Genomic DNA, 10,825 nt, shown 5'->3' with positions numbered 1-10,825 from the left:
GACCTTGCGGGCGATCCGCCAGCGTCCGTCGCAACCGTCGGAGCCCTCGGCCGGCTCGACGTCCTGGCCGGCCACCAGCGCCAGCAGCGCCAGGGCCGCAGCCGCGTCGTCACCCAGTTCGCCGGCGACGGCGGCCGCCTGGAATGCCTCCACCACGGTGAGCGCGTCGTTGACCAGGCCGGAGACCAGCTCCTGACGCGCGGTGGCGTCGTTCCAGGCGATCGCGGGCTTACCCGGATCGGTGTAGTCGGTGGCCTGGCAGCGTTCGGCGATCAGCTGGGCGGCGCCGGGCACCTGCCGGCCCGCCCGCCGCATCGCCGCGATCAGCTGGGTGATGGTGTCCTGGGTCGCGACCGCGTCCTCCAGCACCGCCGAGTCCAGTACTCGCCGCATCCGGCCGCGCAGGGCCCCGCTGGCCGCGGCCACCTGGCCAACCCGGGCGAAGATCCGGTTCGGATCACCGGACCGGCGCAGCCGCTGCCGGAAATACACCAGCGGTGAGGGGTCGAAGCCCCGATCGTGCAGGCCCAGCCCGCAGGCGGCCTTCCAGCGCAGATCACACCGCACCGCCAGCGCAGCCTCGGGATCGGAGTGGTGCAGCAGCACCTGCAGGACCGTCACACACGCCAGCACCTGCGGCGGGATACTCGGCCGGCCGTCGGTCGCGGCATACAGGTCGGCGAACATCTCCTCGGGCAACAGCTCATCCCGATGTTCGGCCAAGAACGCGTACACGCTGCCTGCCGGGATCAACTCCCGGCAGGTGCTCCATACATCCGGCCCCACCGGCCGCTCGGGACGATGCCCCATCATGCTGCCCAGCCTGACCCTCGACCTACATGATCGGAAGCCTGACCAGCAACATCATCAGAAGTCTCCTAGCGGACCTCGCCGCGTACTCCGCGCGCCAGGCGGCGGAAGAACGCGGCCGGGTGAACGCGGCCGGGTGAACGCTGCCGGGTGAACGCTGCCGGGTGAACGCGGGTCAGGGCAGGTGGAGCTCGGCGAAGACGCCGCGGTGGTCGGTGCGCGGCACGTCCAGGACCTCCACCCGGCTCACCGCCACCCGCCGATCGGCCACCACGTGGTCGATGGAGATGATCGGCGGGATCGGGCGGAAGTTCGGCCACGTCGGCACCAGCCCCTTGCCCACCTGCTCGGCCGCGTCCACGTACCCGCGGTCCAGCAGGTCGCGGAAGGCCCGGTGGTCGAGGCTGGCGTTGAAGTCACCCGCCAGCACCCGCACCACCGACGGCGAGGGGGAGGGGAGGGCGCGCAGGGCGGCGTTCCACTCCGCCTCCTTGCGGCCCAGGGGCGGGTTGGGGTGCACGGCCACGAACTCGATCTTCCCGCCTCCGGGCAGCGACACGGCGGCGGCCGGCATGTTGTGCCCGATCGGCGTGAACAGGCCGGGCAGCTCCGTCACCGGATACTTGGAGTAGATGCCGCTGCCCGTCACGTCGAACTCCGGCTGCAGCACCCGGTACGGCATGAGCTGCCGCAGCCCCGCAGCGTCCAGCTGCTCGGCCTCGGCATGGGTCAGTTCCAGGGCGCTGAGCACCTCGACGTCGTTGCGGCGGACGTAGTCCACCACGGTCCGCGCGTCACCCCGGCCGAACAGGTTGACCGCCAGCACCCGGAGCGCCGGCCCCTTGGCCGCGGGCTGCTCGGCGGCGATCGTCCGCGGCGCCACGACCGCGACCATCGCCACGCACGCCAGCGCGGCCACGAGCGCCGCCCACCGGTTGCGCCGCAGCAGCGACACCAGCGCGGTCAGCGCCGCCAGCCCGGCGCCCCACGGTGTCACGGTCATGAGCTGGGTCGGGAAGGAGCCCTGCTCCCAGCCGCCGATCCGGACGACGGCCCACACGGCCAACAGCACGGCGACCGTCCAGGTGAACCATCGCCTGCGCCGCCTCTTCGGTTTCCGCTGCTCGCCGGCCCCGGCCTGCTCGATGCCGACCGCCGTGCTCACGCCGCGGTCCCGTCGTCCCCGATCCGATACACAGCTTGCACCTTAAACGGCTCGGCAGGAGACGGCGCCGCGCAACCTGTGAAGGCCCTCAGGTTCGCGGCTAGCGCTTGCGCCCCACCCCGGCGTACATCCAGGCCGTCTCGTCGGGGAAGAGCGGCTCGTCGCGCCACTTGGAGACCGCCACCAGGCCGGGCTCGACCAGATCGAACCCCTCGAAGTAGCGGGCGATCTGCTCGCCGGTCCGCGGCGTGCGGTGCATCGCCTGCGACCGCGTCGCCTCCAGGTAGTCGTCGGCCACCTGCCGCGGGATGAGGTCGAGCGTCAGATGGCTGAGCACCAGGTAGCTGCCCGGCGGCAGGGCCTGCGCGTACGTCTTGACCAGCCGCTCGGGGTCGTCGGCGTCGGGGATGTGCATGAGGATCGCGACCATGACCAGGGCGATCGGCTGGGTGAAGTCGAGGGTGGCCAGCACGTCGGGGTGCTCGAGGATCGAGCGCGGCTCGCGGACGTCGGCCTCGATGTAGGCCGTCCTGCCCTCGGGCGTGCTGGTCAGCAGGGCCCGGGCGTGTGCCATCACGATGGGGTCGTTGTCGACGTAGACCACCCGCGACTGCGGCGCCCGCTCCTGCGCCACCTCGTGGGTGTTGCCCTGGCTGGGGATGCCGGTGCCCAGGTCGAGGAACTGCCGCACGCCGAGGTCGGCCAGGTGGCGCACCGCCCGGCCCAGGAAGGCCCGGTTGTTCCTGGCGCTCTCGCGGATCCCCGGCACCGCGGCCATGGTCTGCTCGGCCACCCGGCGATCGGCCTCGAAATTGTCCTTGCCGCCGAGCCAGTAGTCGTAGACGCGGGCGGAGTGAGGGATGTTCGGGTTGATGCCGTGCGGTGCGGTCACACGCCGATCTTAAGTCAGGCGACTGTCACGCCGTCACGAATTCGGCGATGATCACCGTCGCGTCGCCCTTCGGCTCCGCGGCGGCCATCTCGTCATACATCCGGTCCAGGCAGGCCGCCGGCGACGCACCTCCGGCGAGCAGCACCATCATCCGCGCCGTGCCCAGCGCCTTGATCGCCCCGTCGGTGACGATCGCCACGCGGTCGCCGGGGCGCAGCACCACCGAGCCGATCTCCGGGGTCAGCGCCGGGAGCAGGCCGGCCCCGTCCGTCGGCGGGCCGACGCCGGACGCGTGCGGCGTCGTCAGCCGGCGCGGCTCCCCGCCCTTCGGGCAGTGCCAGATCTCGCCGTCGCCCACATGCGCGAAGCGCAGCCGCGGGATCTCCGCCCGCTCCAGCACGACCAGGTCCAGGGTGCTGACCGGCTCGGGCCCCGCCGGCTCGGGCCCCGCCGGACCGGGCCCCGCCGAACCTGGCCCCGCCGAACCTGGCCCCGCCGGACCGGTCAGGGCCGGGCCGGTCAGGGTCGCGGTCCGCACGGCGCGGTGTGCCGCCTGCGCGCACTCGTCCAGCCCCTCCTCGCCGTGCTGCGGGCGCGCCGCGACGACCGCGCCGAGTGCCAGCGCGGCGGCCGCCTGGGCGGAATCCCCGCCGCCCACACCCCTGGCCGCCGCGATCAACCGTTCCTGGACGACGTACGCGTCTGACGGCCGCCCCTGCCCGCCCTCGTACGTGCCCCCCACCGCCACCAGCCGCGGTCGCGCCACCGGCATTCCGGCCGGCCAGTTCCCGTGCCGTCCCCTGACCGTCATCACGGACAGGCAGCCCAGCAGGAACGTGATCACGAACACTGTCATCAGGTCCCCTCCCACCGCGATCTCCGCGGCACATCGCGTCCTAGTACACGCTCTTGTGAAGGGACGCGGCTGACGGCCGTTCGGCCGTCGTAGCACCCTGACGGCCGATCAGCCGTCATGCCACGGGGCGGGGCGCGGGGCAGGGTTCGGTTGGGGCGGGACCACCGCAGCAGAGCCGAGGAAGACGACAATGAGGCCCACGACGCCACGCGTCATCGCAAAAACCGCGACATGCGCGGAAGAAACCCTTTCGCATGCTCTATTAGCCATTATCGTGAGATCCATTCTGTGCCCATATCGCGTGCGGACGGCTTATGGCTCTCACCGGCTCCACGAGATACGACACGAGGTACGACTCGGCCACCAGGCAACTGACCAAGGCCGTCGCGCGGACGGGGGCGGGCGCACGCAGCGCCGTGGGCTCGGTGGCGGTCGTGGCGGCCCTGTTCGGGGCGGTCGCGCCGGTCTCCGCCTCGTGGCTGGCGCCCATGCTGCTGATCCACCTCGCCTCGACGCTCCTGTACGTGCGCGTGTTCTGGCGCAAGGACCTGCTGCCCCACTGGCTGGTGGCCGGTGATGTGGCCATCACTGTCGCGCTCTGCCTGGCGCAGGTCCACCTCGTGCCGGTGGAGGCGCTCGTCACGGGGTCGAGCTGGGTGCACGGGCTGGTCACGATGACCGTCGTCATGGCCGGGGTGACCTGGCGACCCAGGACGGCGATCCCCGTCGGGCTCGCCGTGGCCGCGGCGTTCGCGGCCGGCGTGCGGCTGGCCTCGCCCGCCCACGACGCGTACGGCTCCCTCGGGATCCACCTCGTCCAGCTGCTCGCGATCGTGCTGCTCATGACGCTGCTGCGCCGCTCGGCCGCCTCGGCCGACGCCTTCCTGCGGCAGAGCGCGCGCGCCCAGATCTCCCTCATGGTGGAACGGCTGCGCCGCGAGGACGAGCTGCGCCAGGTCGGCAGCATCCACGAGACCTCGCTGCACACGCTCACCATGGTCGGCCACGGCACCTACGACGAGCCGTCGCCCACCCTGCGCGACCAGGTCGCCACCGACCTGGCGGCGCTGGAGAAGCTGCGCGACCAGCCGCACGCCGGCTCCGTTCCCATCGCCCTGGACTCGCTGCTCGACGAGGTGGCCGGGCGGGCCGCCGGCCTCGACGTACGCCGCCGCCTGACCCCCGAGACCGTCCCCGGCGACGTCGCGGAGCGCTTCGCCCGCGCCGTCACCGAGGCCCTGGCGAACGTCGCCCTGCACGCCGGCGTCCGCGAGGCCGAGCTCGTCTCCGGCAGGCGCGACGGCGAGATCGTGGTCGAGGTCGCCGACTCCGGCCGCGGCTTCGACCAGCACCGCTTACCGCCCGACCGGTTCGGCGTGCGCGGCTCGATCCTCGACACGATGCGCTCCCTGCCGAACGGCGGCGCGGAGATCTCCTCCGGTGACCGGGGCACCCGGGTGAGCCTGTGGTGGCGCCCATGACCGAGGAGATCGAGCAGATCGCCCGCCGCTACGCCCGCTACACCGCGCTCGGCGCGGTCGTCATCGCCGGCGTCTGGCACCTCGGCTACGACCTCACCGTCACCCTCACCGGCTGGAGCTCCTTCCGCTGGCCGTGGGTCGCCCTCGCCGCCTGGGTGCTCTACTCCGCCGTCTTCGTGGTCGGCGCGCTCGCGCTGTCGAACACCTCCCGCGGCCCTGACCGCATCCTGGGGCTCGCCCTCGCCGCCCTCGCCGTGGACGTCGCGGTGATCCTGGCCTCCCGCCCCGAGGAACTGCTCGGCATCAGCGACTGGGGCTGGGGCTCCATCGGCTGGATCGGCGTCATGCTGACCTGGGGCCGGCCGCGCTGGCGTACCGAGATCATCGTGTTCCTGGCCGCGAACGCCGGGATCATGCTGGCCGCCATGGCCGTCCTGGGCGCGCTCGACCGCGTCTCCATCGCCAAGTACCTGGTCGTCATCGCCGGCGGCGTCACCATGCAGCTCGGCTACATGGCGGGTTGCCACCTGCTGCGCACCCGCGCCGAGGAGACCGTGCTGCTGGCCCGCAGGCTCGCCGCCGACGACGCCTGGCGCGAGTCGGCCCAGCGCATCCACGCCGACCGGCTGCGCCGCTACGAGGCCATCCGCGACGTCGCCGAGTCGCTGCTCACCCAGCTCGCCAACGGCGCCGACCCCGGCGACCCGCGCGTGCGCGAGGACTGCACGGCCGGCGCGATGCGCCTGCGGCGGCTCATCACCGAGCGCGAGGACGTGCCGGACGAGCTGGTGTCCGTGCTGCGCGAGCGCATCGACGCCGCCGAGCGGCGCCAGGTCCTCGTGACGGCGCCGCCGTTCGGCGAGCGGCTGCCCGCCCTGCCGGACGGCGTGCGCGAGGACCTGCTCAGAGCGCCCGTCAGGGCACTGGACGGCGCCAGGAGCCGTGCCAGGGTCACCGTGTCCGCCATGTCCACGATGGTCAGCGTGGCGGTCGTGGCGGACAACGAGGACCTGCCCATCAGCCCCACCCCTGTCCGGGAGGCCAGCGGGGTCGTCGTCAGCTACCAGCGGCTTGGAGGTGAGGTATGGGTCAACAGCATCTGGCAGGGCCGGTGACGGTCGCCCTGGTGGAGGATCACCAGGTCGTGGTGGACGGCGTGCGCTCGTGGTTCGCGCCGCCCACCCCGGTCGAGCTCGTCGCGCAGGGCCCCACCATCGAGTCCGTCCGCGGCACGACCGCCGACGTGCTGCTGCTCGACCTCAACCTCAACGGCACCATGGTCGTGGACCGGGTCGCCGAGCTGTGCGCGGGCGGGCAACGGGTGATCGTCTTCTCCGAGCACGAGGAGCCCGAGATCGTCCGCAAGGTGCTGGACGCCGGCGCCTCTGCCTTCATCGGCAAGGGCCGCGCGACCAGGGAGTCCTGCGTGGAGACGATCCTGGAGGTGGCCGCCGACCGGCCCACCGTCACGCCGCCGATGGCCCACGCCATCGCCACCGACGAGGGCCCTCACCGGCCCCAGCTGTCCGACAAGGAGCGGGCGGCGCTGCTGTACTGGTTCCAGTCCATGTCCAAGGCGTCGGTGGCGGCGCGCATGGGGATCAAGGAACGGACGGTGCGGCAGTACATAGACCGGGCGCGGGTCAAATACGCGGCGGCCGGAAGGCCCGCGCCCACCAAGGAGAAGCTGCTCATCTGCGCCATCCAGGACGGCCTGGTCCGCCCTGACGAGGTGACCGTCTACACTTCGTTGGCCGCTCAGACGCCTGCTGACCAGCAGGAATGATGCTCCTGGACCTCGGTGCTCCCGGCAGGAGGGGGCCGGCAGAGCCGGGGTCCAGGTCTATTCGAGAAGCTGGGCGGGGTCGAAGCTGACGGGGAAGGGCTTGGCCAGTTCCGCTACGGTGCCGGCCTTGTAGGCGGTCGGCGGGCCGTAGGTGTCGCCGTTGAGCTCGTGAACGTAGAGGACGGGACCTTCGTCCAGCTCGATTCGCCAGTAGGTGGGAATGCCGGCCTTCGCATAGACCTTGGCTTTGAGATCTTCATCCCGCAGGCGGGTGCTCGGGCTTCCTATCTCCACCGCGAGCAGCATGTCCTGCGGGGTGAACATGAGCTGCCTGATCCTCACCGAGCTTCTCGGCACGATGACGACATCGGGTATGTAGTCATCCTTGTCCGACACGCGCAAGTTGATGGCGGTCAAGGTCACCAGGTCGGGCGGTGCTGCGGCCTGCAGGATGAACATCACGTTGGATATCGCCAGCTGGTGCAGGATGGTGGGGGAAGGGCTCACCAGTAGGCTCCCGTTGAAGAGCTCGTAGCGGTTCCCGTCGTCGGGGAGCTCGAGCAGATCGTCGATCGTGAACGGTCGGCCGCTCGGAAGAAACGGGTTCGTCCTGTGCGGTTCGATCGTTGCCATGGTTGTCACCCACCCATTGTCGGGAGCCGCGCCCTCGCCCACATGCTACTTCCCCGAATTCCGTCACTTTAAGTTTCGATGCCGTTACATAACGGACGAGGCGGTCGCCGGTTGAAACTTTCAACTCTGTGACCCATCCACGGAAAGCCCTTTCCGCTGCTCAGCAGGGACATCGCCCCGTCCCGCCCGCCGCTGACAACCACCCTCACTTGGCCCCGCCCGGACGGTCAGATACCGTCCCCCACCGGGAGCGCTCCTCACCACCGGAACCCCGACCGGAAACACGGAGACCGCACATGCCCCAAGTAGCACCCCGCCGGGCGAAGCGCGCCCTGATCCTGCTGATGTCCCTGGCGATGATCTTCACCGTCCCGCTGACCGGCACCGCCTCGGCGCACGGCTCGGTCGTCGACCCGGCCTCCCGCAACTACGGCTGCTGGCTGCGCTGGGGCAGCGACTTCCAGAACCCCACCATGCAGCAGCAGGACCCCATGTGCTGGCAGGCATGGCAGGACAACACCAACGCCATGTGGAACTGGAACGGCCTCTACCGTGACGGCGTCGGCGGCAACCACCAGGGCGTCATCCCCAACGGCCAGCTCTGCAGCGCCGGCCAGACGCAGGACGGCCGCTACCGCTCCATGGACACGCCCGGCGCCTGGAAGATGACGAACCTCGGCAGCACGTTCGACATCCGCCTCACCGACCAGGCCTACCACGGGGCCGACTACATCCTCGTGTACATCACCCGCCAGGGTTACGACGCGACGACCACGCGGCTCGGCTGGAACCACCTGGAGCTGGTCCGCACCACGCCCAGGTACGCACCCGCCAACACGTACCCGATCACGGGCCTGAGCAAGGGCTCGCGCACCGGCCGCCACGTGGTCTTCACGGTGTGGAAGGCCTCGCACATGGACCAGACGTACTACTTCTGCAGCGACGTCAACTTCAGCTAGCCGCCCCGCCCACGAGCGGCCCCGCCGGGCAACGCGCCACGGCGGGGCCGCTCCGGCCGTTCACCAGGTCACGCGGAGCGCGTTCAGGCCGTACACGATGCTGGACGCGCGGAACGCGGGCTGCTCGTCCGGGTCGGCCAGGGCGAGGCCGGGGAAGCGGCGCAGCAGGGCGGGGAAGGCGATGCGCATCTCCATCCGCGCCAGCGGCGCCCCGAGGCAGTGGTGCACGCCGTGGCCGAAGGCGAGGTGGCCGGCGGCTCCCCGGGTGATGTCGAGGGCGTCGGGGTCGTCGATGAAGGCGCCGTCGCGGTTGGCGGCCGGGGTGGAGCAGATGACGAGCGAGTTCGCGGGGATGGCGTGCCCGGCGATCTCCACGTCCGTGGTGGTCGTGCGCGGCGGCAGCGCCTGTACGACGGACAGCCAGCGCAGCAGCTCCTCGACGGCGGGCTCGACCTGCGCCGGATCGTCGCGGACCAGCGCGAGCTGCTCGGGGTGCCGCAGCAGGGCCAGGGTGCCCACGGCGAGCATGTTCGCGGTCGTCTCGTGGCCGGCCAGCAGGAGCAGGCTCGCGATGCCGATCAGCTCGTCGGTGGACAGGTCGTCGCCGTGCTCGCGCACCAGCATGCCCAGCAGGTCCTCGCCGGGATCGGCCTGCGCGCGGGCGACCAGGCCGGCCATGTAGGCGCGGTCCTCCCGCCGGGCCGCGGCCTGCTCCTCGGCCGGCAGCGACGCGTCCACCATGCGGGCCGAACGCTCGTGGAACTCGGCGCGGTCGGCGTACGGCACCCCCAGCAGCTCGCAGATCACCAGCGACGGCACGGGCAACGTGAAGTGCGCCACCAGGTCGGCCGGCTTGCCCGCCCGCTCCAGATCGTCCAGGGCCGCCCGCACGATCTCCTCGATCCGCGGCTCCAGCCTGCGCATCCGGCGCACCGTGAACTCCGCGGTCAGCATCCGGCGCAGCCGCGTGTGCTCCGGCGGGTCGAACCCGATGAGCTGGCCCGCGCGCAGCCTCTCCCGCTCGCCGGCGTCCAGCGCGGCGGCGCCCGGCATCGGCGTCAGCGCGCTGCTGAACCGGGCCGGATCCGCCAGCACCGCGCGCACGTCCTCATGGCGGCAGACCAGGTACGCGGGCATGCCGAACGGCGTCTCGACCCGCACCACCCCCTCGCCGTCGCGGGCCCTGGCCAGCGCCTCGACCGGGTCGAGACCGTCGCGTCGCATGTGCAGCGGCGATTCCAGCGTTCGTGCCATTGTCCGTCCTTTCGACCGGCTCAGGACGCCGTCCAGAGCCGGAGCTTGTCGGGGTTGCGCACGGCCCAGATGTGCTTGATCCGGTCGTCCGTGATGTCGAACGCGCACACCGTCACGGTGACGCCGTCGCGCTGGACGATCAGGCCGGGCCGGCCGTTGACCGTACGCTCCAGGATCGTCACGTCCCGTAGCAGCGTGGTGAACTTGGTCAGCCCGCGCACGATCTGCTCGGCGCCTTCGACCGGGTGGAGCAGGGTGCTGACGATGCCTCCGCCGTCGGCGGTCACCGTGGCGTCGGGGTCGAGGAGCGCGACGAGGGCGGCGATGTCCTTGGCCTCCCAGGCCTGCTTGAAGTCCCTGACGATGCCGGCCTGCCGGGTCTCCTGGGCCGTGGGGGCGTGCGCGTCGCGGATGCGGCGGCGGGCGGAGGTGGCGAGCTGGCGGCAGGCCGCCGGGCTGCGGCCGACGATCTCGGCCACCTCGGCGAACGGGTAGCGGAAGACGTCGTGCAGGATGAACGCGACGCGTTCCGCCGGGGTCATCGATTCGAGCACGACGAGGAAGGCCATGTTGACCGACTCGTCGAGGGTCACCCGGTCGGCCGGGTCGCCCGGCCTGGCGCCCATCCACTCCGTACGGTCGGGCAGCGGCTCCGGCAGCCACTCGCCCACGTAGGTCTCGCGCCGGACCCGGGCCGAGGTGAGCACGTTGAGGCACAGGCGGCCGGCCACCTTCGTCAGCCAGGCGCCGGGCGACTCGATGGCCTCCTGCTCCTCGCGGGACATCGCGTACCAGCGGGCGTAGGTCTCCTGGACGACGTCCTCGGCGTCGGCCAGCGAGCCGAGCAGCCGGTAGCCGAGGTTGATCAGGTGCTGCCGCTCGCTCATGATCACGCTCAGTCCGGCATCGGGTCGAGTGGGCATCGTGTCGCTGACTCCCTTGGTCGTGTCGGGCTTCACCCATTCGACAAGACGGCCCGGCGAACTGTG

11 protein-coding genes are annotated in these 10,825 nt (G+C 71.5%); 4 read left to right on the top strand and 7 right to left on the bottom strand.

The features are described 5' to 3' along the window. From ACBJ32_RS31835 to ACBJ32_RS31820, 4 genes are all read right to left on the bottom strand, one after another. Positions 1–813 (bottom strand): transposase (locus ACBJ32_RS31835; protein ID WP_375129854.1); only part of this gene is annotated, 813 nt, incomplete at its 3' end. Between the two features lie 172 nt (positions 814–985). Then, positions 986–1,975 carry an endonuclease/exonuclease/phosphatase family protein gene (locus tag ACBJ32_RS31830; RefSeq protein ID WP_375129853.1) on the bottom strand — a complete coding sequence of 330 codons (990 nt, stop codon included), beginning with the start codon at positions 1,973–1,975 and terminating at the stop codon, positions 986–988. Between the two features lie 100 nt (positions 1,976–2,075). Continuing rightward, positions 2,076–2,867 (bottom strand): SAM-dependent methyltransferase, encoded by a 792-nt coding sequence (locus tag ACBJ32_RS31825; RefSeq protein WP_375129852.1) that lies wholly within the window; start codon positions 2,865–2,867, stop codon positions 2,076–2,078. A gap of 25 nt (positions 2,868–2,892) precedes the next feature. Then, positions 2,893–3,723, bottom strand: a complete 831-nt coding sequence (locus tag ACBJ32_RS31820) for a protein phosphatase 2C domain-containing protein (protein WP_375129851.1) — start codon at positions 3,721–3,723, stop codon at positions 2,893–2,895. Positions 3,724–4,037: 314 nt separating this feature from the next. Between ACBJ32_RS31820 and ACBJ32_RS31815 the strand changes: the two genes are divergently transcribed. From ACBJ32_RS31815 to ACBJ32_RS31805, 3 genes are read left to right on the top strand one after another with little or no spacing between them, the layout of a single operon-like run. Continuing rightward, positions 4,038–5,204, top strand: a complete 1,167-nt coding sequence (locus tag ACBJ32_RS31815) for a hypothetical protein (protein ID WP_357871347.1) — start codon at positions 4,038–4,040, stop codon at positions 5,202–5,204. Further along, positions 5,201–6,319, top strand: a complete 1,119-nt coding sequence (locus ACBJ32_RS31810) for a hypothetical protein (RefSeq protein ID WP_375129850.1) — start codon at positions 5,201–5,203, stop codon at positions 6,317–6,319. Before ACBJ32_RS31815 ends, ACBJ32_RS31810 begins: the two co-directional genes overlap by 4 nt. Continuing rightward, positions 6,289–6,990 (top strand): response regulator, encoded by a 702-nt coding sequence (locus tag ACBJ32_RS31805; RefSeq protein WP_375129849.1) that lies wholly within the window; start codon positions 6,289–6,291, stop codon positions 6,988–6,990. The genes ACBJ32_RS31810 and ACBJ32_RS31805 overlap by 31 nt, the downstream gene beginning before the upstream one ends. 57 nt (positions 6,991–7,047) lie before the next feature. On the opposite strand, the gene ACBJ32_RS31800 is transcribed toward ACBJ32_RS31805, so the two are convergent. Beyond that, entirely contained in the window at positions 7,048–7,623 is a 576-nt protein-coding gene (locus ACBJ32_RS31800; protein ID WP_375129848.1) for a Uma2 family endonuclease, read from the bottom strand. A gap of 296 nt (positions 7,624–7,919) precedes the next feature. On the opposite strand from ACBJ32_RS31800, the gene ACBJ32_RS31795 reads away from it, so the two are divergent. Then, entirely contained in the window at positions 7,920–8,582 is a 663-nt protein-coding gene (locus tag ACBJ32_RS31795; RefSeq protein WP_357871359.1) for a lytic polysaccharide monooxygenase, read from the top strand. A 60-nt stretch (positions 8,583–8,642) separates the two neighbouring features. Here ACBJ32_RS31795 and ACBJ32_RS31790 read toward each other — a convergent pair whose 3' ends face one another. Both ACBJ32_RS31790 and sigJ read right to left on the bottom strand, forming a co-directional pair. After that, positions 8,643–9,836, bottom strand: a complete 1,194-nt coding sequence (locus tag ACBJ32_RS31790) for a cytochrome P450 (RefSeq protein ID WP_375129847.1) — start codon at positions 9,834–9,836, stop codon at positions 8,643–8,645. Between the two features lie 20 nt (positions 9,837–9,856). Next, a complete protein-coding gene (gene sigJ, locus ACBJ32_RS31785) occupies positions 9,857–10,759 on the bottom strand; it encodes an RNA polymerase sigma factor SigJ (protein ID WP_375129846.1) in 903 nt (300 codons plus the stop codon). Positions 10,760–10,825 lie beyond the last annotated feature (66 nt).

This window comes from Nonomuraea sp. GTA35 (assembly GCF_041950525.1).
Lineage (GTDB): Bacteria > Actinomycetota > Actinomycetes > Streptosporangiales > Streptosporangiaceae > Nonomuraea.
Note: the sequence above shows the minus strand (reverse complement) of the source record. Positions and strands in the feature narration are given on the sequence as shown.

Excerpts from the sequence above, each read along its gene's own strand:
- ACBJ32_RS31820 (WP_375129851.1), bottom strand. The coding sequence starts at position 3,723 with ATGACAGTGTTCGTGATCACGTTCCTGCTGGGCTGCCTGTCCGTGATG.
- ACBJ32_RS31815 (WP_357871347.1), top strand. The coding sequence starts at position 4,038 with ATGGCTCTCACCGGCTCCACGAGATACGACACGAGGTACGACTCGGCC.
- ACBJ32_RS31810 (WP_375129850.1), top strand. The coding sequence starts at position 5,201 with ATGACCGAGGAGATCGAGCAGATCGCCCGCCGCTACGCCCGCTACACC.
- ACBJ32_RS31805 (WP_375129849.1), top strand. The coding sequence starts at position 6,289 with ATGGGTCAACAGCATCTGGCAGGGCCGGTGACGGTCGCCCTGGTGGAG.
- ACBJ32_RS31800 (WP_375129848.1), bottom strand. The coding sequence starts at position 7,623 with ATGGCAACGATCGAACCGCACAGGACGAACCCGTTTCTTCCGAGCGGC.
- ACBJ32_RS31795 (WP_357871359.1), top strand. The coding sequence starts at position 7,920 with ATGCCCCAAGTAGCACCCCGCCGGGCGAAGCGCGCCCTGATCCTGCTG.
- ACBJ32_RS31790 (WP_375129847.1), bottom strand. The coding sequence starts at position 9,836 with ATGGCACGAACGCTGGAATCGCCGCTGCACATGCGACGCGACGGTCTC.
- sigJ (WP_375129846.1), bottom strand. The coding sequence starts at position 10,759 with ATGCCCACTCGACCCGATGCCGGACTGAGCGTGATCATGAGCGAGCGG.